The sequence below is a fragment of the Bradyrhizobium sacchari genome (assembly GCF_002068095.1).
GTDB lineage: Bacteria > Pseudomonadota > Alphaproteobacteria > Rhizobiales > Xanthobacteraceae > Bradyrhizobium > Bradyrhizobium sacchari.
This window is the reverse complement of sequence record NZ_LWIG01000012.1, coordinates 351,937-377,622: the sequence shown is the minus strand read 5'-3', so window position 1 is coordinate 377,622 and position 25,686 is coordinate 351,937. Positions and strand designations below refer to the sequence as shown.

Sequence of the window (25,686 nt, the reverse complement as noted above, 5' to 3'; positions counted from 1 at the left end):
AAGAAGTCACCTCCGTCGTCACGCGCAACCGCATCGTCTGTTTCGTGAATGACGAGCTCAGTGCGGCCGCCATGCGCAAGGGCCTCGAAGGCAGCAACATTTCGATCAAGCGTGGCACGATCCGGAATGCGATACGAATGCTCGAAACCGACACCGATCTATTCGCGTTGGTGACGGACATCAGCGGCATCGATGATCCCTTCGCCGAACTGGAGAGGCTGGCCAGCGTCTGCCCGCCCGATGTCCGCGTAGCTCTGATCGGTGAGAACAGGGAGATCACCTTCTACCGCGCGCTGATGGAGCTCGGCTTGGCCGAATATCTGCCGAAGCCGATCACGCGGGACATGGTGCTGGACCAGCTGCGACCCAAGCTGCTTGGCGCGATGGGGGCACGCCAGCCCGACCGTGGCGGGCATGTGATCTCGATCTGCGGCGCGCAGGGCGGTGCCGGCGCGACGAGCATCGCCATCAATCTCGCGCTGCAGCTGGCCGAAACGACCAAGGCCAAGGTGGCACTGCTCGACCTCCATCTGCAAGGCGGCGAGACGGCGGTGATGCTCGGTGTTCAGCCCGGTCCAGGGCTCCGCATCGCTTTGGAAAATCCGATGCGGGCGGACACGTTGTTCCTCGAACGCGCGGCAATCGAGGTCAATGAGCGGGTTTGCCTGATCTCCGGGGATGAGGAGCTGGATGCGCACCTCGACATCACCGAGGCGGGCGTGAGACACGTGCTGGGTCTGCTCCGCCAACGGTTCAATTACATCGTTGTCGATGTCCCAGTGCCGTTTCCGGCATCCATCCACCCTGTGATTGCGCTTTCCCGTCACGTGCTGGTGCTGCTGGAAGCCGAGGTTACCGGACTGCGCAATGCCCATGCGGTGCGCGCTGCGGTGACCAATATCGCCGGTAAGGATCGCGTGTTTACGTTGCTCAACCGTGCCGATCGCCCGGGTGGTCTTCCCCGGGCGGCCATCGTCAAAGCGTTGGGTGCAGAACCAGACATGGTGGTGCCTGATCTCGGGAAGGGCATGACCCAGGCGGTCAATCTCGGAATTCCGGCGCTGAAGCACGTATCAGGACTGCGACGTCACCTCGCTCCCATTGTACGGGAGATCACGGGGCTCGACGCCGAGCGGAAGGGATGGCTGAGGAGCCTGTTCGGACGATGAAGACTTTCGGTAGGCGCGACGACGATACGCCAGCTCATTTGTCGGCACCAACGCCATTGCCTGCGTCGCCGCCGAGCTTGCCCGCAGCTGCGCCCAGGCACGAGCCTGCGCCGCAGCGGCCTCTGATGGCAACCTCGCTGCGCGAGCGGGTCATCGAGCAGATTGAGCCGTCAGTGGCCGCGACTGTTTCGCGCGACGTTCTCCGCCGCCAGATCGAGGAAATCATCCACGGGATCGCCAACGAGGAACGGCTCGAGCTGTCCGGTCGCGAGCAGCTTCTTCTGGCAGACGAGATCGCGGACGACATGACGGGATTTGGGCCGCTCCGTCCGCTTTTGCTGGACCAGTCGATCAGCGACATCATGGTCAACGGACCGAGTAACGTCTACGTCGAGCGAGCCGGAAAGCTGGAAAGGATTGCGGTGCGGTTCCGCGACAATGATCACATCGCGTCCGTCGCTCAGAAAATTGCCGCCCAGGTTGGACGGCGCGTCGACGAGTCCAGTCCGATGGTGGATTGTCGCCTGCTGGATGGCAGTCGCGTCAACATCATTCTCCCGCCGCTGGCGATTCATAGTCCGTGCATCTCCATCCGAAAATTTCCAAGCCGCCGTCTCGATCTCGCCGGATTGATCGAAAACGGCTCAATGAGCCAGGCCATCGGCCAGTTGCTGGAGATCGCCGCCCGGTCCCGGCTCAATGTTCTGGTCTCCGGCGGTACCGGCTCCGGCAAGACGACGCTCCTGAACGCCATGAGTCAGTTCATCGATCACAGCGAGCGTATTGTCACGATCGAGGATGCCGCGGAGTTGCAGCTTCAGCAGCCGCACGTGGTCAGCCTGGAGACCCGGCCTCCCAGTCTCGAAGGCACGGGGCAGGTGACGCAACGGGATCTGCTGGTGAATGCGCTGCGCATGCGTCCTGACCGGATCGTTGTTGGCGAGGTACGCAGCGCAGAAGCATTCGACATGCTGCAGGCGATGAATACCGGCCATGATGGCTCGATCTCCACGGTGCACGCGAATAGTACCCGGGATGCCCTGACCCGCATCGAAAACATGGTGCAGATGGGGCAGGTGAATCTACCGTCGCGCGCCATTCGAGCTCAGATAGTCGCCGCGCTGGATCTCATCGTGCAGGTCGAGCGCATGCGGGACGGACAGCGCCGTATCGTGCAGATCAGCGAGGTGGTCGGCCTGGAAGGAGACGTTATCACGACCAATGACATCGCAGCCTTCGAGTATCACGAGGAAGATGTTAATGGACGTATTTCGGGCTCCTACAGGTGCAATCTCGCAACCCCGAAATTCAAGAGCCGTCTCGTCTATTTCGGGTTGGATGGAGCTTGGGCCGAGGCCATGAGGCAGGTGTGATGCCGGAGTCCGTGATTGTCACTGTTCTTGCGCTCGCGATGTGCGCAGCAGCCATTTCGTTGTGGATCGACGCTCGGGAAAGACGCATCGACCGGCAGCTGGCGATTGCTATGCCAGCATCACATTCAGCTAGTCTGCCATCCATTCGTCGGCTGGAGACCGGGTCCGGATCCGTGTTTCTCCATCGCCTGGCCAATCACAATCCTGACATACCCTACATTTGGCATCCGGCCTATGTGCTGATTGCCAGTGCCTTCGCAGCAGCTGCAGCTCTCTATGCGGTTCACCTGCTCGGATATTCCATCCTCTACGGGTGCGTTGCCGCCGTAATCGCCGGCGTCATCGTGATGCGAGGCCTGTTTGGATGGCAGCAACGTCGCGTGGCCCTTCAGCTTTTTCGACAGCTTCCTGATGCGATCCAGCTGGTGACAAGTACCGTTCGATCTGGTCTGCCAGTACACGAAGCATTTCGCGCCCTCGCACGCGACATGCCGCAACCAACGGCCGGCCAGTTTGCCATCGTATGCAGCGAGGTGAATCTGGGAAGACCTCCGGAACAAGCTGTCGAAGCTGTCTATCGGCGAACGCGAGTGGCGGAATATGCAATGTTTGCGGTGACGCTTGCAGTCCAGTTGAAGTCTGGTGGCAGCTTGGCTGAAACCTTGCAAAACCTGGGAGACACGGTGAGGCAGCGTGTTGCGCTGGCTGCTCGCGCCAAGGCGCTGGCGGGAGAGGTGATCTTCTCATCGCGAGCGCTGACGCTCTCGCCGTTAATCGGAGGCGCAGTGTTGTACGCCTCCAATCCGCAAACGGTTGATCTGTTGTTCACGGATCCGGTTGGAAACAAGCTGCTGGCTTACGCGGTGGGCTCGGTGCTTCTCGGAGCGGTGGTGATAAGCTGGATGGTCAGAAGGGAAACAGAGCTATGACTGTTGAGCTAGTTCTGGCAGCCCTCGCACTAGCAGCTGGCAGTGCGACCTGCGTCTTGATCATCCAGGAATTACACCTTCGTGCGTTGGACACGCGGGTGTCGAACGCTGTGATGGGGATCCCTTACCGGTCGGCCCCATTCCAAGACGTGACCAGTTGGTTTTCATGGCTGGGCATGCGGTACCGCCGCTTCTACGCCGAGGAAAACCTGGACCAGCTCCGAGCCATCCTTCAATCATCGGGCTTCAATCATCGCCGAGCGTTACCGACCTGGATCGGTGTCAAAGCCGTCAGCATGTTCCTTTGCCCGATCATCGCCGCGGGTGTCGCTCTGCTTCTCGGGAGGGCACTGACGGATGTGCTGGCCTTCACGCTGATCGGCGTGATGATCGGGATTTTGGGACCGCGATGGATACTGGCGATGATGAAGCGGCGGTTTGATGCTGCCATTCGGGTAGGCACGCCGGACATGATCGATCTGCTGGTTGTGTGCAGCGAAGCGGGAATGGGTCTGGAGAGCGGGCTCGCGCGGGTAGCACAGGAAATGAGCGAGACCAATCCTTCTGTCTCGCGGGTCTTGCACAGTCTTATTGACGATCTCCGGATACTGCCAAATCGCAGCGAGGCATTCGAGAAATTAGGGGCCACCTCGGACGGGCTTCGCCGGTTCGGCACCATGATCGCTCAAAGCCTGCAATACGGAACGCCGGTGGGCCAAGCTCTGCGGACCATCGCCGTCGACCTGCGGCGAGAACGTATTACCAGGCTTGAAGAGCGAGCGCACAAGTTGGGCGCGAAGCTGACCATTCCCATGGTGTTGTTCCTGCTCCCGGCCATGTTCGTCATTTTGGGAGGAAGTCCCATTCTGCACCTCGTGCGTTCGTTCGCTAGCTTCGGCAAGTAGCCATGAGCACGGTTGCCCTGTCTAAAGCCTCCTCTTACGATCGAACGATGCAATTGTTCGGCGGCATGTGGTTCATGTTGCTGGCATTTGGCGTCACCATCAAGATTGGATCATCTGTCAATGATCCTTGGCCGTCGCTGTTGTCGAGTTTTTGCCTTGCTGTCTTTTACGTGCTGCTGGGGCTGTTGACGATGACGCGTCCGCCGGCAAAGGCGCAAGCGGATGGCCTTCTGCCACGGCTAGCGGCGTTCGTCGGCACCTATATGCCATGGACGATCGCCTTCTTCGGCAAAACCGACCAGGCGTTGCCGAACCTGGCGTCCACCGCGTGCGTGTTGACCGGCATGATCATGATGCTGGTCACCATTCGACATCTTGGCAGGTCGTTCAGTCTTGTGCCTCAGGCGCGTAACGTGGTGCAGACAGGTCCGTATCGGTGGATCAAGCATCCGCTGTACCTGGCGGAAGAAATCGCGGTGTTGGGTGTGGTGCTGAGAAGCCCGACGCCGCTTACGGCGGTCTTGCTCGTCTTGCATGTCGGCGTCCAGATTTGCCGAATTTATTACGAAGAGGATCTGCTTCGGCGCAACTGCCCTGAATATTCCGCTTACGAGGCATCGCGCTGGAGACTGATCCCTCACGTCTGGTGAGTGCTATTGATCCGGTTGACGACCGGCGCGGTGAGTATCGGTTGAGGTGGGCTCATGAGCCACAAGAAGGCTTTTATCGCGGATCAACGCGGCGCGGTCGGGCTTGAGACCATGATCGTTTACATTTTCCTCGTGTCGTTCCTGCTTGTGCCGCTCGTCGACATCGCCGCCGCGGGCTTCCAGTTCATCTCCGCCTGGTCGGCGTTGCGCTCCTTCGGGCAGTACGTCCAGTACTACAATCCGCTCGGCCCCGACGGCACGGTCACATGGAGGCCAGGGCTACAGACGACGGTTTCCGGTCATACGATCAGCAATCTCCAGGTGAAATGCGGAGATGCGGGCGCCACCTGCTCGCCGAGCAATATTGCGTCTCCGAAGTACATTACATTTTCGACAACCATCACTTTGGCTCCGATTGGGCCGCGCCCGCCTTTTATGGGGTCGGTGCTGTGTCCCACGTCTTGTACGTACACGCTGAACTACTCAGAGCGCTTCCAGTAGGTGCTTCCATGCGCAATCTGCTCCGTACCCAACGAGGCTCGGCCGCATTCGCAACGGCCATCGCGCTCGTACCATTGATTGGAGCGGTCGCGCTCGGGGCTGAGGCTGGATCCTGGTACGTCACCCGCAAGCACGCACAGAACGCCGCTGACTCGGGGGCCTATTCGGGCGCCTTGCGGCTTGCATGCACGATTGCTGGCGCGAGCTGCGACGCGCAATCGGTGGACTATCGCGGCAAGGAATTCGCGGCCCAGAATGGATTTTGCAATTCCAGTCCGAAGGACAGCACGCCCTATCCCGACACCCAGTGTCCATCCAGCCTTCCGACCAGAGTCTCGCGAGCCGTGCAGATCGATATCGGCACCTACAGTTCAGGCACGTTCACAACGCCGCCACCAGGCTCAAGCACCGGCAACGCCGTTCGCGCCAGGGTCAGCCAGCAACAGCCGGCGTACTTGTCGGCAGTGCTGGGCTTGACCACGGTCAACATCCCCGCCCAAGCCATTGCTCTGGTTCAGTTGCCGAGCAAGGTGTGCGCCCTGGCGCTTGGACCTAATCCGAACAGTGGAGGCGGAGCGCTCAAGATTTCCGGTAGCTCCAGCAGCAACGGAACGGGTTGCCCGATCATGTCGGATGACAGCGTCCAATTTGCCAGCACGCCTTCTTTCACGGGTTCAGGATGGGCCGTCTTTGGTGCAACTGGCTGTTCTCCTACCAACACCTGCGCCAATCCGGGCGTGACGCACAACTACTTCATGCCTCCTGCGATCAATCCATTGCAAGGACTGGACGCTGCGTCGTTCAACACGAGGACGAGCCCATCAACAAAACCATGCGGTGGGAATGTCACCAATGGTCAGACCTGCTCGCTGAATCCGAACAGCGCCAGCGGAGTGTACAGCGACCTCAAGGTGAACGCCGGGGGCACAGTCAATTTTGCCGCGGGAACGTATTTTTTCTACAATGCAACGATAAGCTTTGGCGGAACGGTCAGCGGCACAGGCGTAACGCTTGTATTGCTCGGGACTTCGAGCCTCACCATCAATGGCGGGAATGTCAATCTCTCCGCTCCCACGACCAACGCTTTCTCTTCTGCTTTGAACGGGGTTCTGATTGACGATCAATCAAGGGCTACCGTCAGCATCGGCGGCAACGGCGTGATCAAGCTTGCGGGCGCGATGTACTTTCCCAAAGCAGATGTGTCGTTTGGCGGGTCGACGCAACCTTCCAATACGACCTGCTCGAGTGTGATCGCAAAGACGCTCAACCTCAGTGGCGGCGCGTATTTGAGCACGGACGGATGTGCTCCAAATGTAATCGCCTTCACTCAAGTCGTCTCTTTGGTGCAGTGATGAGAAGGCTCGACAATCGCGGTATCGCGCCGTTTGAATTCATCATGGTGTTCGTGCCGCTTTTCACATTGATGTTCGCTATCATCGATCTCGGACGCTATGCCATCACGATGCAATCGTTGCGGACACTGGCGGCCGCCGGCGCCCGGGCGGTTATGATTGGCTGCTACTCGCCTGCCATGCTTCAAAGCCCGCCGCAGTCGCCGGCCGGCTGCACCGGGGATCCCCTCTCCACGACGGCCAAGCAGACCGCGGCGCCATTCCTGTATTTCGGCCACCTCACACCCACGCTGACCGTCGGGGCCAGTTCCAACAATTTGACCGTTACAGCCTCCCAAGCAAGCTTCAAGATGCTGATGCCGATATGGGGTACGGCACTCAATGCGCCGAGCGCATCCACGACCATTCCCTTCTAGAGCCGCTCTCCTGGAACTTATCTGGACCATCTGAGCGAGGGAGAGGCTGAGTCGCCTTGGCCGAAGGAAGATTCGCCAAGTCGAAAAGCGGTCGCCGCCGCGGGGGCCGGGGAGCGGGCCACACGCGTGCGCTGCAATATAGTACCGGACTGGCTGGCGAGTGGTGCTCACTGGCAACATAGGAGAGTTTTCTGATGCGCCGCGGCAGCGGGACGGGGGTCTCGCCTTGCAACGACGCAGTATGAAGGATGATGATCCTAAGCTGCTGTTCGCGGTCGGAGAATCCTTTGCGGGCGCGGAACCAGGCTGTCATTGGCCGCGCGCCGGCACGAAGGTAACGGATTTGTAGTAAGACCGGCGGAAGCTCTACGTGCGCGAAGGAGAGTTGTTGGGACGCCGGGGCACGTGGATTTACGGAGACAACCGCGAAGTCGCGGCGAGGGGGAATCGCAATGGGTGGCCGTCGCGTTTCGAATAGGAAGGGTGTCAGACTTCTCGCCCTGAGCGTGATAGCTCTTGGCCCCGCGATCGTGTTGTTCCATTCCGCTGATCGCGTGGCAGCTGCGGAGCGCAGGACGTCTTCCGGCGGCGGCGTCTTCGTCAGCGAAATGAACGACGTCCAGCGGGTCAAGGTGGTCGTCAACAAGTCACGCACCTTCAGGGTCGATACGCCGTTCGCGACGATCGTCGCCGGCTCGCCCGAAATTGTCGATGTGAAGTCGCTGAGCGATCACATGATCTACGTGCAGGGCAAGCAGACCGGCACCACAAACGTCATATTATTTGACTCTTCGATGAAACAGATCGGGATCCTCGACGTCGAGGTCGTGATCGATACCGGCAATCTGCAGCAGAACATCAGGAACAGCACCGGCATGCAGGGTATCCGCGTGTCGGCATCCGAGGGGCAGGTGGTGCTCAGTGGAACTGCCACCGACGCGGTGGCTGCTGAGCGGGCTATGGCAATCGCTACCAGCACGGTCGCGAAAGGTGGAGTCGTCGTCAACGCCATGAGCGTCGCGGCGCCGCAACAGGTGATGCTTGAGGTGCGCTTTCTCGAGGTCTTCAGGCAGGCTGGCCGCGACCTCGGGGTAAATCTTTATGCAGCCAATGCCAATGGCACGAACGTCGGAAATACCGGGCTCGGCGGTGTGACACGCGCCGGTCGATCACCGATTGGTGGTATCAATACCAACAACGGTTCTCTTGGTGCTGGGGGAGGATCTGTCGGCGCTCCTCCGACCGGCAGCCTGCCAGTGCTCGGAACATTGGATACACTTGTTGGCGCTGCGGGCGGTGTAGCGCCGGTGCCGTTCGGAAGCTTGTTGACCAGCATCGTCCGAACGAGCAACGGCGGCTCCGTGGATTTGTTGATCTCGGCGCTGGAAACCAAGGGATTGGCTCGCCGGTTAGCGGAGCCGAACTTGACTACGCTGTCCGGCGATGCCGCCCGCTTCTTGGCCGGCGGTGAATTTCCAGTGCCGATACCGACTCAGACGACGAATGGCTTTCCTACCATCACCATCGATTACAAGAAGTTCGGTGTTGAGCTTGCCTTCGTCCCAACCGTTCTCTCGCGCGGTGTAATCAACCTTCGAGTCGAGCCGTCGGTCAGTGAGCTCGATTTCACTAATGCGGTGACGATCCAGGGAACGACCGTTCCATCGTTGACCCGTCGCGATGCGCGTACGACGGTCGAGTTGCGCGATGGCCAGAGCTTTGCAGTTGCCGGCCTCTTGCAGACCCGCAATCGCCAGGACGTTTCGCAATTGCCGTGGATCGGCTCGGTGCCTGTGCTGGGGGCCTTGTTCGGCAGCAAGTCGTACCAGCAGGAGGAAACCGATCTCGTCATCATCGTGACGCCGCACCTGGTCGCGCCGGCGGCGCCCGGCCAGCGACTGGCCTCGCCGCTCGACTCCCGCCTGCCGGCCAACGACGTCGATTTCTTCCTCAACGGCCAGATGGAAGTCCGCAAGCGTTACGACGATTACGTCAATTCCGGTGGCGAGGTGAAGGGGCCTTACGGCCATATCATCGCGCCGAACGCCGTCGTGCCCGTACCGCCTCCGGCGGTGGTATCCGATCAACCCGTCGTCAAAACCCTCAATTGAGGACGCGAGACATGACCAAGAGGTACCTGGCAATTCTCGCGGTGCTGCCGCTGGGGGGCTGTTATGGCCTCTATGGCCATGACGAGGTCGACCGCTACTTCCAGCGGTCCGACACCATCACCATGAGCGCCGGCGATGCCAAGCAAGTGAATGCCGCCACCCACACCATCAATCCCTGGCCACGAAACGTCGGCGATCGCAGGATTGCCTACGATGCCCGGCGCGTGGGTGCCGCCGTGACGCGCTATGGCAACACGAAACAGCCCGTAGATCAGCTTCCCGACGTCGGCGATGCGACGAAACAGATGGGCCTGCGGACTGCTCCAACCCAGAACATCAACGTGGAAGGATTGGGGGCTGGAGCGAATGCGGGGATATCGGTGCCGGTCGGCGGTGCAGCAGGCGCAGCCGGCAGGTAGTAGCAGGCAAGAGGCCGTATGAGCCGGGGCGGGGATAAAGGGTTATGCGGCGTGTTGTTCTGATACTGACTTGTTGCTTGTTGGGGACGGGCCTTACGGCATGTGACCAAACAACGCGGCAGGCCGCGATCGTCGCCCCCGTGGATGCGGGCGGCCCGGACCCCGTGCAGGAGCCCACGGACGTCAAATATTATCCTTCGGACGAGCCCGTACGGCTGGGCCTGGAGCATTTCAACCGCGGCAACTACGGGATCGCACAGCGCTATTTCAAGGACGCAGTCGAGAAGTCACCGAAGGACGTGACGGCCTGGGTTGGCCTGGCGGCGAGCTATGATCGGATACGTCGGTTTGACCTTGCTGATCAGGCCTACGCCCAGGCGATCCGGCTCGGAGGCGAAACCGTTCAGATCCTGAATGACCAGGGATATTCGTACATGCTGCGCGGCAATCTGAGTGCGGCGCGGCGAAAGTTCGAGAAGGCCTATTCGCTCGATCCGGGCAATCCCGTCATCGCCAACAACCTTGAACTTCTCAATGGCAGCCGGCGGTTCATTGAGCGGCCGCCGAACAACCAACCCTGAGACGTGGTCGGAATTCCTGACGATTCTAACGCGCGATAAGATTGGGTTGGATCGGCGTCGTGCTTGGCTCTTTGTTTGAGCATGATCTCCGCGCAAACGCGCTCCGCGTTTGTGGGGAAAACCGCTTCCACTTTTCCGGATCATGCTCTAGTACGGTGGCAACACGGCGTCGACCTTGCGACTGTCTCTCCTGACTATGATGATCGCTCCGTTTCGGATGGCGAAGCGCGCGCCGACCAATTTGGGCATCTTTTCCGCTAGCGGTGATGGCAGAGGGATTGTCCCTCCCGTAACGGGATCGCCGACGTTAACGGCTGGCGCCGTCGGGCCCGCAGGCGGTGCCGGCTTGATATATTCACGGATCAACTGAGCTTCCTCGCGCGAAAACGTGAGCGGCGCCTGTTGGAATGGATTTTCCGCCAAAGCTTTGCTCTTTTCAGATTCGGCCTTGATCTCCGCCAGTTTGGCCTTCTCTGCCTGCTCAAGACTCGCCAGTCGTTCCCTCAGCGGAAGCAATTCGCGTTGAAGCGAGGCGATTTCGGTCTTCAGAGATCTGATCCGACCGAGTGCGAGCAGCCCGCCGGCGCAGATCGCGAGCACCAGCAAGGTCAAGAGCGCAAAGGTGCCGCCGCCAATGCCCCCGCTTCTGCGCGGGATCGCTGTATTCGGGGCATCCTGAACCAGATGACCTCGCCAGATGCGCCTCAATCGATCGAGCCTTGCCGCGAGCGCCTTGGGCAGGTTCTGTCGGCGCGAAACCTCTCGCGTTGGTGGTTGGAGGCCGAAGCCCGAGCTTCGCGTCAGGAAAGCAGGCGCATCCGCGCCGCGATCGGTCGCGATCGGCCACCCATTCGCGGCGGCTGCCTGCTCCGGATCCGCTCGGTGCGGAATCTGAGGCCCGTCAGATGGGTCGTCGGGCGCGGCTCCTGCATCAGCAGCATTCAACATCTCACCTCCGTGCAGTTGAGGTTATCATGCCTGCTCAAAATTTGCGATTGCCGGGGCGGTGCAGGGCCCTCAGAGACTATTCCGCGGCGAGGGCGATATCCTTTCTTTCTTGTGGTGCGATTGCCGGTTCGGTTCCTAGCGGCCGCGCCGAGAGATGATCCTGCGGGGAAGGCGCCGGAAAGGACGTGTCCAGTCAGGACCAGCGCATCGGATGACCGGAGTCCCTGAGGTGATCAAGAAGAAGAGAGATGTGAAGGACTTCACACGGCGGCTCCGACCCTTGCACTAGTCAGGACTGAGACAGCTTCAACGGAGATTCACATGAAGCTCCTGATGATCTCAGGCCTGACCGTCCTCGCGCTCTTCTTGGCTGCAACGAGCATCCCCCGAGCGCATCCACCATTGGTGAGTCATACATCGGCAGCTGAAATGCCCACTGTGGGAGAGATGCAAAAGGTGGCGCAACAAAGCAAATTGCCGGTGGAGGATTTCGAGGATCGATCGCTGGTGTTTCCAAGGGGAACACAGCGGTAGAGAGAATGCTGCCATGGCCCTCGAACCAACCACGGTTCGAGTTGCGTTGCGCAGCTCTTATGCTGTCGAGCGGCTTGATGGGGCTGGCCGCTGGCTCGCTTGCGAGAGCGGCAATATCTCAAGTGCTTTCCTAAGGACTCATGAAGATCGGGTTGATCCCAACAGGATTCCCGGACAGTCCCAGGGACTGAAGCTCCGCACGGTGGAGGTCGATCTCAAGGACAGCCAACAGTAGCACGAGCACGGCGACGATGTAGATGAGCAAGGGCGACGCGTCCTGGCTGGTGGGGGCGCGATTACGCGGCAGCAAGGCGCGAAAGTGCCACAACCGCGCGATGAGCTGCCGATATGCTTTCGGGTGCAGTTGCATGTTCGGCCTCAATCGGTGAGGGGCCTCTGGCAAGCCTGCGATCGCGCTGCTCGCCATTCAAGGCGCCGCTTGTCGCACCTTGGAACCGGACACGAGCTCCCTTCGTTGAGCTGGATCAAGTAGGATGGTTTTTTCCCCGGGAGCCGCGACTGCCGGGGTGTTTCGTTGTGATCGTTTCCGGCGGCAACGGATTGGGACCTTGCGCCTCGCGACCCTGCTTTTGACAGCATCGCTGCTCCCGGCGCTGCAACCCGCGCAAGCGCAGTTGGCGGGACACGGCGGACCTGTCCGTGCGATCGCCGTCTCGGCCGATGGCAAGACCGTTTTGTCGGGCAGCTTCGACACCGCAGCGATCCGATGGTCGCTGGCGACCGAGTCCGCCGAGCAGGTCCTTCGCTTCCATTCGGATGCGGTGAATGCGGTTGCCTTCCTCGTAGATGGAAGAATGGCTACGGCTGGCGCGGACGGCCGGATTGCGATTTGGACGCTGGGCCGACCGCAACCGGACCAGGTTCTCGAAGGTCATACGGGACCCATTGTCGGGCTCGCCGTTTCGCCCGACGCATCAAGGCTCGCATCAGCCTCGTGGGACCATACCGTGCGGCTTTGGTCGCTGTCGGATGGCACGTCGCGCGTGCTGGAGGGGCATTCGCAAAACGTCAACGGCGCTGCCTTTACGCCGGACGGACGATCGCTGGTGAGTGTCGGCTACGACCTGACGGCGCGGGTCTGGCATTTGGCGGATGGGACATCCGAGATTGCGACGTTGCCGGCGTCATTGAACGCAGTTGCGGTCGCGCCGGACGGCGAAATCGTTGCAGGCGCTGCAGACGGCAAGCTGCGCATGTTGACCCCGGATGGCAAGGAGAGCGGCGAGGTTATGGCGGCCGCTACGCCGATCGTGGCCTTGACGGTTTCTAATGACGGCGCCTTGATCGCCGCAGCCGGAATTGGCGGAACCGTGGTGATCGTCAATCGCAAGGCGCGCAGCGTGCTCCGCACACTGGTTGGGCCTGGAATGCCGGTCTGGTCAGTTGGGTTCCTGCCCGATGGCGCAACGTTGCTGACCGGCGGCGCCGACGGCAAGATCAGGCGTTGGAATGTGCTGACTGGCGAAGCCATCGGCTCTAACCTCCTGGGCACGCCGGCGGATCCACTTGCCGCCTATGCCGGCGATCACGGCGCCGAAGTCTTCAGGGCCTGCGTGGCCTGCCATACTTTGTCGGAAAGCGAGGTGCAGCGTGCCGGGCCGACGCTTGCCGGACTGTTCGGACGGAAGATCGCCTCGCTGCCGGGTTATCGCTTCTCCGAGGCGCTCAAGGCAATGGATATCGTCTGGACGCCGGAGACTGTCTCAAGACTGTTTGAGATCGGGCCGAACGCCTACACGCCCGGCACCAAGATGCCGGAGCAGCACATCGGCTCGGCCGAGGATCGCCGCGCGCTCACAGACTTCCTGACGCGTGCAACGTCGAAGTAGCTGGCAATAACCCTCTAATACCCAGGCCATTGCTCCACGGGAATATCGGTCAGCTCCGGGTTTTCTCTGAGCATACCAGCGACGTCGATGTTGGGATGTTCCTTGAGCGCCGTCACGACACACTGGTTGACGTAGTTCCGGCGTGACAGCCATTTGATCTTCTTGCCCTTTGCCTCGGCCTTGCAGGCGACGATCGCCTGTTTGAGCGCGACCTTTTGCGCCTTGGTGAGGCGGGCGGCCTCGGCGGCCGTGCCGACGAGAGCCGTGGTGACAAGGCACGTCGAAAAAACCATCATGAAACGAGGCATGCGGCTAGTCCTTGTTCTCGCGTTGGCGCAGATAGTCGTCCGTCGTCCGTGGGGGCGAGCGTTCCGGAATGTCCTGGATCGGATCGAACTGCTGCTCGCTCATGACGATGACGCGGCAATCGGCGCACATCCGCAAGGCCTCGGTCCGGCGGTCCCCGGCGGGATACATCCAATGACGCCCCTCGAGCTTGGTCGCGATCCGATCGATCGAGCTCTTGACGCCGAAGGGCGTGCCGCAGCGAACACACAGGGCCGGCTCTTCCTCCTTGATCACCTGGGCTGGCGCGCGCCGCGCCCGGAAGTCGATCTGCGGGGTGAGCGCGATGACTTTCTCGGGACAGGTGCTCTGGCACAGACCGCACTGCACGCAGGCGTCCTCCACGAATTTCAGGACGGGACGCTCGGGATCGGCGCGAAGCGCACCGGTCGGGCAGGCCGATACACAGGACAGGCACAGCGTGCAACCGCTGGCGTCAACGGTGACCGCACCGATCGGTGCGCCCGCGGGCAAGGCGATCACGTCGACAGGCCTGGGCGCGAGGCGATGCAATTCGCTCAGGCCAAAGCGAAGCAGATCGCCGCGCTTGCCGATTGTCCGGAAAGTTGCGGGAGTCACGAGGCCAGTGAGGGCACCGATCCCGGTGAGCTCGTCGGCCAGAACGTCGGGATCGTCGGTCTCGATCGTGGTCACGCGGCGGCCGTCAAATCCGAGCCCGGCAAGAACCGCCTCGGCCATGGCGATCGTCTGCATCAATCCGGTCACGCCATGCCGCCGCTTGGCGCGCAGCAGGAACCGTACGGCCGCCGCGCCATACGCGAATGCGCCGATAACCGCCTCCAGGCCGACCTGCGTCAGCTCGTTGACGGCGAATGGAAGCACGTTGGCCGGCAATCCGTCGCCATGACGGGCGAGCGCATCGATCAGCGGCGTGCCGTGCCCACTGTCATGCAGCAGCAGCACCGGATCCGCGCCGCCGGCTTCGTGGTAGGCGAGCAACATGGTGCGAAGGACCTGCAATTGGGTGTCGGCGGGCGGCAGTGCGTAGGATGCGGCTCCCGTCGGGCAGGCGGCCGCGCATTGCCCGCAACCTGCGCAGATTTCCGCGCTGACGGCGACATGGTCGCCGTCCGGCGTGATCGCGCCGGTCGGGCACAAATCGAGGCAGCGCTGACATCCGGTCAGCTTCGAGCGCGAATGCGCGCAGAGGGTCGGGGTGAAGTCGACATATCTCGGCTTGTCAAAGCTGCCGATGAGATCGCGCGCAGCAAGTATCGCGCGTAGCACGGCGGCGGGATCTCGCGGATCCGCACGGAGATAGCCATCCCGCAGGTCGTGCGCAGGGAACAGCGGCGCATCGCCGGAGAGGTCGAGCACGAGATCGCAGCGCGAGGTAGCCCCGTTGCGGTGAGATCCGAACACGAAGCGGTCGCGCGAGGACGGGTGCGGCTGCGCGTAGTCGTCGATCGTGAGCTCGAATGCGCCAAAATGGCCACGCGCGTTGCGGATCGTGCCCTTCACAATCGGGAACACGGCAGCGGCAGGTGGTGTAACGTCCGTCGGCTGCCCGAGCATGACCGTGACATCGAGATGATCTGCGAGCAGCCGCCCGGCTTCGATCGCGGCCTCGTCGTGCCCATAGATCAGGATGATGCCGTCACTCGACAATGTGAGCAGCGGATAGTCCGGCGCGGGAATCTCAGCCGCAGCAAGCAGCGCCGCCATCTTCGCGCCCGCATTCGCGCCGTCGCGCGACCAGCCCGCCGTCTCGCGGATATTGACGAAGCTGATCCCGCCGGGGCGTTCGCCGGCCTCATCGGAGAACTGCGCCGCCTGCTGCGTGCAGGCGACCGTCAGCGGGCCAGTCGCCTTTGCCGCATTGCGAAAATGATCGAGCTCTGCGCCGCAGAGATGGCGAAAGCTGCTGATCGCGCAGTCGGGACATCCGCGCCGGATCGTGGCCACGTCAAGGCGCATCGTGTCTTCACACGAGCAGATCAGGACGGTCTTCGCTGGCTGCTTCAGGTGAATCCCTCCGCCAGTGCGGCGCCGACTTACGGACTCGCGCCATTCCTGTACCTCGTATAGATTTTCACCATCGGGAAGAAAAGGAAAGTGGAGGACGGCCCTGCGGTCGATCCCAACCAGCCACGTTTCCCCGGCGGAGCCGATCCAGCTGCCGCCGCCTTTCACGCTGGTCCGGTTGCGTGAGAGCAGAGATGCTTTTGCCGACGCTTGCCGCATTGCACCCAAGAGCGGGGCCGGCACGCTGGTGTATGTCGGGCGGTTCGATCTCGCCGAATTCGCCGTGGTGCTCGAGCCGGGCGAACCCTTGCGCACCGCGCGGCGAGCGTTCTACGCCGGCATGGTCGCGCTCACCGACGCTCTTCGTGCCTACGCGCCGCCGAACAAGACCGTTGCGATCGGCTGGCCCGACGCTGTCCGGATCGATGGCGGGCTGGTCGGAGGGGCGCGGATGGGGTGGCCGTCGTCCGCGCGCGAGGATGAGCCGCCCGCCTGGCTGGTGTTTGGCGCCATGATCCGGACGGTCGCAATGGCCGACCAGGGGCCCGGCATTCATCCGCTCGCGTCCGCGTTGGACGAGGAGGGGTTTGGGGAAGCGGGAGCGGCAGAAGTGACGGAGAGCTTCGCGCGGCACCTGATGCGGGTGATCGATAGTTGGCAGGCCGACGGCTTTGACGGCGTCGCGCGCGACTATCTCAGCCGGCTTTGCCGTGAGCGGCGGACCGTCCTGAGGATCGACGAGAGCGGCGATCTCCTCACGCGCCACGTCGGCAGCGACAGGCTCGAGCGGAATCACCTCGTCAAGGCGCTCGCCAAGCCATCCTGGCTCGACCCGAAACTCGGAGGGCCGCGGCTGTGAAACTGCTGCGCACCATCGCGCTCGACCCGTCCGATACCTTCGTGTTCGATGTGGCCGCAGAGCCCGGCGAATGGGCCGTCTCAGGCGCGTTCCGCTTCTGCGACAAGGATCCTGCGACGTTGAGCGGCAAGGCGCGCGCAGCGTTTCGCAGCGGCTTCCTCGGGGTGCAATCCTGGGGTTGGTCGACGCTGGCGCAGATTGTGCCGGCAACGGAGAGGGATTGCCGGGCGCTGATCGAGCTCCTTGCCGGCCAGCTCATCGACCGTTTCGGCGCGCCGGATCCGGCAACCGCGCGGACGGCCGCCGAAGAGGAGGTTGCCTTCGTGCAGTCGCTCTGCGCGCATACGATCGGCTCGCTCATTGCCGTCCACCGCTCGGTGAACGACGGCGAGGTCCGCGAGTCGTTCCGCAGGCTGCAGCTGCGGCAAGGGCAGGGGCACAGGAAGGCGTTCTCGTTCATGGAAGTCGAGGAGGACGTCGAGCCCGACGGCAATATCAGGCTTGCCGATATGAGCCAGGAGCGACAGCACCGATGAACGATTTCTGGATCGCGTGCGGCCACCATCTCCTCGATCGCAATGAGAGCGGCGGGCTTTGCGTCACCGATGAGTTCCTGAAGGCCTATTTTGCCCGTCCCGAGCTGATTCCGCCCGATGAAGCATGCCCGGTCGAGCGACGGCTGCACCGCGCGCTGCTCGCCGCACCCTATCGGCCGGTCGGCGCTGACGAGGTGGCAGCGATCGTCGATGCGGACGCCCGCGAGAACTGGCGGTTCGTGCTTGCCTTTCGCGATCTGCTCGTGCGGCACCCGACGCTCGAGGCCGCCTATCTTGCAACCGTCCGGTCGCGGGCCAATGATTTGCCACCGCTGTTCGTCAATCAGCTCGTGCATGTGATCCTGCGCAATGCGCTCGATCGCTGCGACGATCCCTTCGTGCTGCGTGCCGCCGAGCTGTTCTTCCGCCCGCAGCGTATTCTGCCGCATGAACAGGCCCTGCTGCTCGGGGATGAAGAGGTCGTCGGTGGGCAGAGCCCGACCCCGGTGCTGTCGCTGATGTCGATGCTGGGGGCCGTGACCGATGCCCAGCTCGACGTCCTCAGCGAGGACAATGCCGAGGCCTATTGGCACCGAAGCGACGATTTCGACATGGCGTTCGACCTGACCGCAGGGGGCCGCGGGCCGAAGGCGCTGGCGCAGGCGATGACGCGCTGGATCTCCCATCTGCTCGGAATCGACGTCGGCATTGAGCCGCTGCGCGAATTGCGTGATGCGCGGCTCACCTGGTATGTCGGGCTCGACGCTGATGCGACCAGGCTGGGCGACCGTCTCTGGCATGGGGAGCAGCTCGATGACCGCAGCGCCAGCCGTGTGCTTTCATTGTTCCGCCTGACGTTTGCAGACAAGAGTGCGGCCGCGGGCGAGACGCGGGGCGAGCCGATCTATCTCATTCTGTCGATGAATTCCGATCAGAAGCTCCGTATGAAGCCGCAGAACTTGCTCACGGGGTTGCCGATCAAACATCTGGAGATGGTGACATGAGCCCGGCTGCGCCGCCGCTGGTGCGCATTCCCGTTGGCATCGTGGTCGAGCGCCACAAGGCGGACTCGCCTTGGGCCGACTTTGTCTGGCGTGCTGTCGCCGTGCTGCCGGACGAACCGGACACAAAGTCCTGGACGGTGCTCCGTCAAGGGGGAGGCGGGACACTGTTTTATGCCGGCAGCGCTATGGTCGATCTCTACAGTTCCGAGACGGCGCGCTATCGCGACAATCTTGCTTCGGGGAGTCCGAGCATCTGGACGGTGTTGTCGCCTTCGGAAGGCGCCTGGCCCTATTCGGTTGCTGCCGCCACCGCCGATCCTGCAGAAGGCGAAGCGTTCACGGAGGCCGCTGACAATCTGGTCGAGGCCGTTCCCATGCCGGACGTGCTGCGCGAGCAGATTGAAAGCTTCGTTGCCGAGCACCACGTGGAACGTGAGTTCTTCAAACGCGAGCGGCGGCAGGCCGATCCGGAGGCGCTGGCGCGCCGGCAGCATGATGGCGGACACGAATGAGCGAGGATAAGTTCCTGCCGCGCTGGTCCCGGCTCAAGCAGGAGGCAAAGGCGAACGCACCGCAACCGGATCCGGCAATGCACGACAACATGCAGCCGGCACCGGCACCTGCCACGAAAGACGACGACGTGGAGTTCGACCTCTCGAGCCTGCCATCGATCGACTCGATCACATCAGCGACCGACATCAAGGCGTTCCTGCGCAAGGGGATACCGCAGGAGCTGACACGTGCGGCGCTTCGTCGCGCCTGGAGCGCTGATCCCACGATACGCGACTTCGTCGGGCTTGCTGAAAACGCGTGGGACTTCAACGATCCTTCGGCAATGCCGGGCTTTGGTCCGCTGGATTGTTCGGAAGCAGAACTGGCCGCGTTCGTGGACAGAATCATCGGCGGCATCAGCAAGGGAGCCGAGACGCTGACTGAGGCTCCGGTTGAAGTCGCGGATTCCTCGCGGGAATTGCGCCAAGCCGAGAGATCAAGTGTCGAGATCATCGCCGAAGACGAAGCCCGCTCCGGGCTCGCGCCTGCTCCTGCTGCAGCGCAACGAACGGTCGCCGAAAGCACCGGAAGCGAACAGCTGTCGATTCCTCGCCGCACGCATGGCGGCGCGCTGCCCCGTTAGGGCTCCCCGACGAAAGGCCATAGCCGCAAACTATGGGAGGCGATTGACCCTCGGTTCCGCCGGGACTACGCTTCGTCTAGCGCTTTGTAGCAAAAGCAGAATCAGCACCTGGGACTTGGACGGAGGTCCACGTGCGTGATGATGGCCTTGAACGAGCCATTTGCGCCGCCGGCGGCGTTGCCGGACTTGCGCGCAAAATCGGCATTAGCCAACCCTCCGTTTCGAACTGGACCAAGGTGCCTGCACAACGGGTAGTTGCGGTCGAAGCGGCCACCGGCGTATCGCGCAATGATTTGCGGCCTGATCTGTACAGCGAGCCGCTTCTGTTCGAAGAGCCGATCGATCCCGTCGATGTGGCGCGTGCGCAGGAGTATCTGCTGCTCGCGACGCTTTTGTCCGCAGCACCGTCAGGACGGCTGCTCGATCAACTGACCGCATTGAGCAGTGATGCGACGCCGCTCGGGCGCGCGCATGCCGCGTTGGCCGCAGCCGCAACCGATGCAGTCGCCGCGAAGGTCGAGCGCGAATATTTCGATCTGTTCACAGGTCTCGGCCGCGGCGAGCTTTTGCCTTATGCCTCATACTACCTGACGGGATTTCTCAACGAGCGGCCGTTGTCGCGCCTGCGCGCCGACCTTGCTGCGCTTGGGATCGAGCGCGTCGAGACCAATTCGGAGCCGGAGGATCACGCGGCCATCCTGTGCGAGATCATGGCAGGGTTCGCGGCAGGCCGCTTCGCGGCGACGTCCGAGGCGCAGCGCGCCTTCTTCGAGAAGCACATCGCGCCCTGGATGGGGCGGCTGTTTGCCGATATCGAGCGCGCGGAGAGCGCCATCTTCTATCGTGCGGTCGGCGCGCTCGGTCGCGCCTTTGTCGAGATCGAGACGGAAGCATTCACGTTCGCCAACTGACCTGCACCGGCAGGTCCAGGAGAGATGCGATGAGTGAAGACAGAAAAACCACAGTTGGGCGCCGCGATTTCCTGCGCAAGCTCGGCGTCGGCACGGTGGGCGCCGGTGCGACGCTCGCGACACCGCTGGTCGGGTCCGCGCAGGCTGATAGCGAAGCCAGCGATGAGAAGCGCAAGGCGCGCTACAAGGAAACCGATCACGTCAAGGCGTTCTATCGCGTCAATCGTTATCCGGCCAAGGGAGGTTGACCGTGCTGATCAAGCGAACAAACCAGCATTCCTTGCGCCATGGTTCCGTTGCCGAGTCCCTCGCAGGGCAGGCCGGCGGTCTCGACCGCCGCAGCTTCTTGCGCAAATCCGGACTTGCCGGTGGCGCGCTCGCCGCGCTCGGCACGCTGCCGGTCGGCGGCGTGCGCAAGGCGGAAGCGGCGGCGGCCGGTCCGCTCACCGCAGGCGCGACCGTCCGCAAGAGCATCTGCACGCATTGCTCGGTTGGGTGCACGGTCACGGCCGAGGTCCTGAACGGGGTATGGATCGGCCAGGAGCCGAGTTGGGATTCGCCGATCAATCGCGGTTCGCATTGCGCCAAGGGCGCCTCCGTGCGTGAGCTCGTGCACAGCGAGAGGCGGCTGCGCTATCCGATGAAGCTGGTGGGTGGCCAGTGGACCCGCGTCTCCTGGGATACCGCGATCAACGAGATTGGAGACAAGCTTCAGGCCGTACGCGAGAAGTCGGGCCCTGACTCCGTTTATTGGCTTGGCTCGGCCAAGATGACCAACGAAGGCGCCTACCTGTTCCGCAAGCTCGGCGCATTCTGGGGAACCAACAACACCGATCATCAGGCCCGCATTTGCCATTCGACCACCGTCACCGGCGTCGCCAATACCTGGGGCTATGGCGCGATGACCAACAGCTACAATGATATTCGCAATGCGAAGACGCAGGTCATCCTGGGTGGCAATCCGGCAGAGGCGCATCCGGTGTCGCTGCAGCACCTGCTCGAGGGCAAGGAGCTGCAGAGGGCCAACTTCGTCGTCATCGATCCGCGCCTGACGCGTACGGCCGCGCACGCCACGGAATATGTGCGGATGCGGCCGGGCACCGACATCCCCATACTCTACGGCATGATGTGGCACATCCTCCAGAACGGCTGGGAGGACAAGGAGTTCATCCGACAACGCGTCTACGGCTTTGACGACCTCAAGAAGGAGGTCGAGAAGTGGCCTCCGGAAGAAGTCGAGCGGGTCACGGGCATTCCTGGCGAACAGCTCAAGCGCGTAGCCAAGATGTTCGCCACCGAGAAGCCGGCGACGCTGATCTGGGCCATGGGTCAGACCCAGAAGACCGTCGGCACCGCCAACGTGCGCGCCAGCTGCATCCTGCTGCTGATGACCGGCAATGTCGGCGGAGAGGGTAAGGGAGCCAACATCTTCCGTGGCCACGACAACGTGCAGGGCGCGACCGACGTCGGGCTCGATATCGTCACGCTGCCGTTCTACTACGGTCTCGCCGAAGGGGCATGGAAGCATTGGTCGCGGGTTTGGGAGGTCGACTATGAGTTCCTGAAGTCGCGCTTCGACTCCAAGCAGATCATGGAGACGCCGGGCATCCCGCTGACCCGCTGGTTCGAAGCGGCGACGCTGCCGAAGGATCAGGTCGCGCAGAAGGACAATGTCAGGGCGGTGTTCGTGCAGGGACACGCCTCCAACAGCATCACCCGTATTCCCGAATCCCTCAATGGTCTGAAGGCACTCGATCTGCTGGTCATCGCCGACCCGCATCCGACGACCTGGGCCTCGCTGGCACTCGAAGCAGGGCGCAAGGAAGGCGTCTACATTCTGCCGGTCGCCACGCAATTCGAGTGCAAGGGCTCGCGCGTCGCCTCCAACCGCTCGCTGCAATGGGGCGAGCAGATCGTGAAGCCGATCTTCGAGTCCAAGGATGATCTCGAAATCATCTATCTGATGGCGAAGAAGCTCGGCGTCGCCGACCAGATGTTCAAGAAGATCAAGGTCGAGAATAATCTTCCCGAAGCAGAGGATGTCCTGCGCGAGATGAACCGCGGCAGCTGGTCGACCGGCTATTGCGGGCAATCGCCCGAGCGCCTCAAGGCGCACATGAAGAACCAGGCCAAGTTCGACATGTTGACGATGCGCGCGCCGAAGGACGATCCCGAGGTCGGCGGCGATTATTACGGCTTGCCGTGGCCGTGTTGGGGCTCGCCGGAGGTCAAGCATCCCGGCACGCCGCTGCTCTACAATACCAATCTGCACGTGATGGATGGCGGCGGCACGTTCCGGCCGCGGTTCGGTGTCGAGCGTGAAGAGAAACTGCCGGACGGCACGACGCGTAAGGTGAGCCTGCTCGCGGATGGCTCGTACTCGCTGGGATCGGGCATCCAGGACGGCTATCCGGAATTCACGCTCGCGAGCTTGAAGAAGCTCGGCTGGGACACCGAGCTCACCGAAGCGGAAATGGCCGTGATCAACAAGGTCAACCCGGCCACTCCCGATGCGGTGTCATGGGCACTCGACCTGTCGGGCGGCATCCAGCGCGTCGCCCTGGCGCATGGCTGCGTTCCTTACGGCAACGGCAAGGCGCGCATGCATGCCTTCGGCCTGCCCGATCCCATCCCGGTTCACCGCGAACCGATCTACACGCCGCGCGTCGATCTCGTCGCCAAATATCCGACGCTGCCTGACGCCAAGCAGTTCCGGATGCCCAATATCGGATTCTCGGTGCAGAAGGCCGCGGTGGAGAAGGGAATTGCAAAACAGTTCCCGCTGATCCTGTCGTCCGGCCGGCTGGTCGAATACGAGGGCGGCGGGGAGGAGACCCGCACCAACCCGTGGCTCGCCGAATTGCAGCAGGACATGTTCATCGAGATCAACCCTGCCGACGCCGCCGAGCGCGGCGTCAAGGACGGCGGCTGGGTCTGGGTCACGGGAGCCGAGAACAATTCCCGGGCAAGGATGAAGGCGCTCGTCACCGAGCGCGTCGGCAAGGGAGTTGCCTGGATGCCCTTCCACTTCGGCGGCTGGCTTGCGGGCAAGGACCTCCGCGGCAACTACCCGAAGGGTACCGACCCGATCGTGCTCGGCGAAAGCGCCAACACGATCACGACCTACGGATACGATCCCGCGACGAACATGCAGGAAACCAAGGTCACTCTCTGCCAGATCGCGGCGGCATAAGGAGCAACGACGATGGCACGGATGAAGTTTCTCTGCGACGCCGACCGTTGCATCGAGTGCAACGCCTGCGTGACGGCCTGCAAGAACGAGCACGAGGTCCCCTGGGGTATCAACCGCCGCAGGGTCGTCACCATCGCCGATGGCAAGCCGGGGGAACGATCGGTCTCGATGGCTTGCATGCACTGCACGGATGCGCCCTGCGCGGCCGTGTGTCCTGTGAACTGTTTCTATACCACCGCCGATGGCGTGGTCCTGCATTCCAAGGATCTCTGTATCGGATGCGGCTATTGCTTCTACGCTTGTCCGTTTGGCGCGCCGCAATATCCGAAGGTCGGCAATTTCGGCTCGCGTGGAAAAATGGATAAATGTACCTATTGCGCCGGCGGTCCCGAGGCAGACGGCAGCAAGGAGGAATACGAGAAATACGGTGCGAACCGCCTGGCCGAGGGCAAGCTGCCGCTGTGTGCCGAGATGTGCTCGACCAAGTCTCTGCTTGCCGGCGACGGCGAGATCATCGCCCAGATCTATAAGGAGCGTGTGCTGAAGCGCGGCTATGGCTCGGGCGCATGGGGCTGGAAGACCGCCTATCGCGAAACAATCGAATCCTGACGGCGCGCGCGCCGGGGCACAAATGCCGGGAGGAGCAGATGTCCTCATTTGCAAGGTTCATTCGACCAGCCATCGGCGCGTGGGCGTTGCTTCTGTTGGTCATGGCGGCTCCGGTGCCGTCACCGGCCCAGCAGGTCAACCCGACGGCGAGCTCGGTGAACGAGCGTCAGTTGTTGCAGGAGATGGACCGGATCCAGGGACGCGTCAGCATCCCCGATCAGCGCTCCGGCGTGCTGATGCAACCTGCGGGCCGAGAGTGGCGTGAATTCCGCAACGTCGCGCTGCGATGGATCGGCGGCGTTGCCGTGCTCGGAATGCTGGCGGTGCTGGTCATCTTCTATTTGACGCGCGGCATGGTGCGCCTCGAAAGCGGACGATCCGGCCGCACCATCGTGCGGTTCAACACCTTCGAGCGCTTCGTGCACTGGATGACCGCGACCTGCTTCATCATCCTGGCGATCTCGGGATTGAATATCACGTTCGGGCGACCGCTGCTGCTTCCGCTGATTGGATTTGACGCCTTCTCGGAATGGTCGCAATGGGCGAAATTTGCCCACAACTACCTGAGCTTCCCGTTCACGATTGGCGTCGTGCTGATCTTTCTGATGTGGATCGGCGGCAACATCCCGAACAAGGTCGATCTGGAGTGGATCAAGCGCGGCGGCGGCCTGATCGGTCACGATCATCCGCCGGCTCGCCGTTTCAACGCGGGTCAAAAGGGGATCTACTGGATCGTTGTGATCGGCGGAGGCCTCGTCGCGGCGACAGGCTACGTGCTGATGTTTCCGTTCTACGTGACCGGGATCGAAGGCATGCAGATGGCCCAGATCGTTCACTCCGTTGTGGCCGTGCTGTTTATCGCCGCGATGCTCGCTCACATCTACATCGGCACGATCGGGATGGAAGGTGCCTTTGAGGCGATGGGATCAGGCGAGGTGGATGTCAACTGGGCGCGCGAGCACCATAGCCTGTGGCTCGATCAGGAGCTGGCACGGACCGGCCCGAACGATTCTCAGCCGCAGCCTCGCCGTGCTGCGTCCGCAGCCGAATAGGGCTGCGAATAGAGCAGGTGGCGCATAGCCTACAGACGCACGCCTGTCGTCGCAAAGGCTTCCGCGACCGGTTGCTGTAGGGTGTCGAGCACGGCAACGCCAGCCGCTGCGATCACGACTGTCGCAACGCAGGCGAGGATAAAAGCCTTCATCGCGATCCTCCAAGAAAGCAGCTCGCGGAGCAATATATCGGATGTCCGGTCGGCGGAAAAGATGCCGTCTTGAGGCTCTCGATGGCGGCAGAACGGCGCTTTTTCCTTTGATATCTCGCGTTCTGATTAGCGCCCGTCGCGGCCTCATCAGGGGGCGCAATTGTTT

28 protein-coding genes are annotated in these 25,686 nt (G+C 62.2%); 23 read left to right on the top strand and 5 right to left on the bottom strand.

All coding sequences use genetic code 11. From position 1 onward, the window contains the following. Window positions 1-44 precede the first annotated feature (44 nt). The 11 genes from A5906_RS16990 (at window position 45) to A5906_RS16940 (ending at window position 10,406) form a co-directional block, all read left to right on the top strand. A complete protein-coding gene (locus tag A5906_RS16990; RefSeq protein WP_245326762.1) occupies window positions 45-1,169 on the top strand; it encodes a CpaE/TadZ family protein in 1,125 nt (374 codons plus the stop codon). Then, window positions 1,166-2,542, top strand: a complete 1,377-nt coding sequence (locus A5906_RS16985) for a TadA family conjugal transfer-associated ATPase (RefSeq protein WP_080136510.1) — start codon at window positions 1,166-1,168, stop codon at window positions 2,540-2,542. The genes A5906_RS16990 and A5906_RS16985 overlap by 4 nt, the downstream gene beginning before the upstream one ends. Beyond that, complete coding sequence (locus A5906_RS16980; RefSeq protein WP_167523617.1) at window positions 2,539-3,471, top strand: type II secretion system F family protein; 933 nt, start codon at window positions 2,539-2,541, stop codon at window positions 3,469-3,471. Before A5906_RS16985 ends, A5906_RS16980 begins: the two co-directional genes overlap by 4 nt. Continuing rightward, window positions 3,468-4,376, top strand: coding sequence for a type II secretion system F family protein (locus tag A5906_RS16975; RefSeq protein WP_080136508.1), 909 nt, complete (start codon window positions 3,468-3,470; stop codon window positions 4,374-4,376). Before A5906_RS16980 ends, A5906_RS16975 begins: the two co-directional genes overlap by 4 nt. 2 nt (window positions 4,377-4,378) lie before the next feature. Then, a complete protein-coding gene (locus tag A5906_RS16970) occupies window positions 4,379-5,026 on the top strand; it encodes a methyltransferase family protein (protein WP_080136507.1) in 648 nt (215 codons plus the stop codon). Window positions 5,027-5,080: 54 nt separating this feature from the next. Beyond that, entirely contained in the window at window positions 5,081-5,527 is a 447-nt protein-coding gene (locus tag A5906_RS16965; RefSeq protein ID WP_080136506.1) for a hypothetical protein, read from the top strand. Window positions 5,528-5,535: 8 nt separating this feature from the next. Beyond that, window positions 5,536-6,879, top strand: a complete 1,344-nt coding sequence (locus A5906_RS16960; RefSeq protein ID WP_080136505.1) for a TadG family pilus assembly protein — start codon at window positions 5,536-5,538, stop codon at window positions 6,877-6,879. Continuing rightward, window positions 6,879-7,295: a TadE family protein gene (locus A5906_RS16955; protein ID WP_245326761.1), complete on the top strand. Its 417-nt coding sequence runs from the start codon at window positions 6,879-6,881 to the stop codon at window positions 7,293-7,295. The genes A5906_RS16960 and A5906_RS16955 overlap by 1 nt, the downstream gene beginning before the upstream one ends. Window positions 7,296-7,747: 452 nt before the next feature. Beyond that, on the top strand, window positions 7,748-9,406 hold the full coding sequence (locus A5906_RS16950; protein WP_080136503.1) for a type II and III secretion system protein family protein: 1,659 nt from the start codon (window positions 7,748-7,750) through the stop codon (window positions 9,404-9,406). Window positions 9,407-9,417: 11 nt separating this feature from the next. Beyond that, window positions 9,418-9,825: a hypothetical protein gene (locus A5906_RS16945; RefSeq protein WP_080136502.1), complete on the top strand. Its 408-nt coding sequence runs from the start codon at window positions 9,418-9,420 to the stop codon at window positions 9,823-9,825. A 44-nt stretch (window positions 9,826-9,869) separates the two neighbouring features. Next, window positions 9,870-10,406, top strand: a complete 537-nt coding sequence (locus A5906_RS16940; RefSeq protein WP_136615287.1) for a tetratricopeptide repeat protein — start codon at window positions 9,870-9,872, stop codon at window positions 10,404-10,406. A gap of 147 nt (window positions 10,407-10,553) precedes the next feature. Here A5906_RS16940 and A5906_RS16935 read toward each other — a convergent pair whose 3' ends face one another. Next, entirely contained in the window at window positions 10,554-11,354 is an 801-nt protein-coding gene (locus tag A5906_RS16935; protein ID WP_136615286.1) for a hypothetical protein, read from the bottom strand. A gap of 321 nt (window positions 11,355-11,675) precedes the next feature. Between A5906_RS16935 and A5906_RS16930 the strand changes: the two genes are divergently transcribed. Next, entirely contained in the window at window positions 11,676-11,888 is a 213-nt protein-coding gene (locus tag A5906_RS16930; RefSeq protein WP_080136500.1) for a hypothetical protein, read from the top strand. A 130-nt stretch (window positions 11,889-12,018) separates the two neighbouring features. Here A5906_RS16930 and A5906_RS16925 read toward each other — a convergent pair whose 3' ends face one another. After that, the gene (locus tag A5906_RS16925) at window positions 12,019-12,258 is read right to left on the bottom strand and encodes a hypothetical protein (protein ID WP_080136499.1); all 240 of its coding nucleotides are present in this window, start codon (window positions 12,256-12,258) and stop codon (window positions 12,019-12,021) included. 199 nt (window positions 12,259-12,457) lie between these two features. Here A5906_RS16925 and A5906_RS16920 point away from each other — a divergent pair, with 199 nt between their 5' ends. Continuing rightward, the gene (locus A5906_RS16920; protein WP_245326760.1) at window positions 12,458-13,738 is read left to right on the top strand and encodes a c-type cytochrome; all 1,281 of its coding nucleotides are present in this window, start codon (window positions 12,458-12,460) and stop codon (window positions 13,736-13,738) included. 14 nt (window positions 13,739-13,752) lie between these two features. Here A5906_RS16920 and A5906_RS16915 read toward each other — a convergent pair whose 3' ends face one another. Together A5906_RS16915 and A5906_RS16910 are read right to left on the bottom strand one after the other, a co-directional pair. Then, window positions 13,753-14,046: a hypothetical protein gene (locus A5906_RS16915; RefSeq protein ID WP_245326759.1), complete on the bottom strand. Its 294-nt coding sequence runs from the start codon at window positions 14,044-14,046 to the stop codon at window positions 13,753-13,755. A 4-nt stretch (window positions 14,047-14,050) separates the two neighbouring features. Then, a complete protein-coding gene (locus tag A5906_RS16910; RefSeq protein WP_080136497.1) occupies window positions 14,051-16,021 on the bottom strand; it encodes a 4Fe-4S binding protein in 1,971 nt (656 codons plus the stop codon). Between the two features lie 64 nt (window positions 16,022-16,085). Between A5906_RS16910 and A5906_RS16905 the strand changes: the two genes are divergently transcribed. From A5906_RS16905 to A5906_RS16860, 10 genes are all read left to right on the top strand, one after another. Next, entirely contained in the window at window positions 16,086-16,928 is an 843-nt protein-coding gene (locus tag A5906_RS16905; RefSeq protein ID WP_080136496.1) for a biotin/lipoate--protein ligase family protein, read from the top strand. Next, complete coding sequence (locus A5906_RS16900; protein ID WP_080136495.1) at window positions 16,925-17,464, top strand: DUF6505 family protein; 540 nt, start codon at window positions 16,925-16,927, stop codon at window positions 17,462-17,464. The genes A5906_RS16905 and A5906_RS16900 overlap by 4 nt, the downstream gene beginning before the upstream one ends. Beyond that, entirely contained in the window at window positions 17,461-18,468 is a 1,008-nt protein-coding gene (locus A5906_RS16895) for a DUF6352 family protein (protein WP_080136494.1), read from the top strand. The genes A5906_RS16900 and A5906_RS16895 overlap by 4 nt, the downstream gene beginning before the upstream one ends. Next, a complete protein-coding gene (locus A5906_RS16890) occupies window positions 18,465-18,980 on the top strand; it encodes a DUF3305 domain-containing protein (RefSeq protein WP_080136493.1) in 516 nt (171 codons plus the stop codon). The genes A5906_RS16895 and A5906_RS16890 overlap by 4 nt, the downstream gene beginning before the upstream one ends. Next, on the top strand, window positions 18,977-19,603 hold the full coding sequence (locus A5906_RS16885; RefSeq protein ID WP_080136492.1) for a DUF3306 domain-containing protein: 627 nt from the start codon (window positions 18,977-18,979) through the stop codon (window positions 19,601-19,603). The genes A5906_RS16890 and A5906_RS16885 overlap by 4 nt, the downstream gene beginning before the upstream one ends. 131 nt (window positions 19,604-19,734) lie before the next feature. After that, window positions 19,735-20,514, top strand: coding sequence for a molecular chaperone TorD family protein (locus tag A5906_RS16880; RefSeq protein ID WP_080136491.1), 780 nt, complete (start codon window positions 19,735-19,737; stop codon window positions 20,512-20,514). A gap of 29 nt (window positions 20,515-20,543) precedes the next feature. After that, window positions 20,544-20,762, top strand: coding sequence for a twin-arginine translocation signal domain-containing protein (locus tag A5906_RS16875; RefSeq protein ID WP_080136490.1), 219 nt, complete (start codon window positions 20,544-20,546; stop codon window positions 20,760-20,762). Between the two features lie 2 nt (window positions 20,763-20,764). Beyond that, a complete protein-coding gene (locus A5906_RS42370; RefSeq protein WP_080136574.1) occupies window positions 20,765-23,707 on the top strand; it encodes a formate dehydrogenase subunit alpha in 2,943 nt (980 codons plus the stop codon). 12 nt (window positions 23,708-23,719) lie between these two features. Continuing rightward, window positions 23,720-24,316, top strand: a complete 597-nt coding sequence (gene fdh3B, locus A5906_RS16865; RefSeq protein WP_011088224.1) for a formate dehydrogenase FDH3 subunit beta — start codon at window positions 23,720-23,722, stop codon at window positions 24,314-24,316. 38 nt (window positions 24,317-24,354) lie between these two features. Further along, window positions 24,355-25,368 carry a formate dehydrogenase subunit gamma gene (locus A5906_RS16860; RefSeq protein ID WP_080136489.1) on the top strand — a complete coding sequence of 338 codons (1,014 nt, stop codon included), beginning with the start codon at window positions 24,355-24,357 and terminating at the stop codon, window positions 25,366-25,368. A gap of 29 nt (window positions 25,369-25,397) precedes the next feature. On the opposite strand, the gene A5906_RS45975 is transcribed toward A5906_RS16860, so the two are convergent. After that, window positions 25,398-25,520, bottom strand: a complete 123-nt coding sequence (locus tag A5906_RS45975; RefSeq protein ID WP_283807698.1) for a hypothetical protein — start codon at window positions 25,518-25,520, stop codon at window positions 25,398-25,400. Window positions 25,521-25,686: the final 166 nt, after the last annotated feature.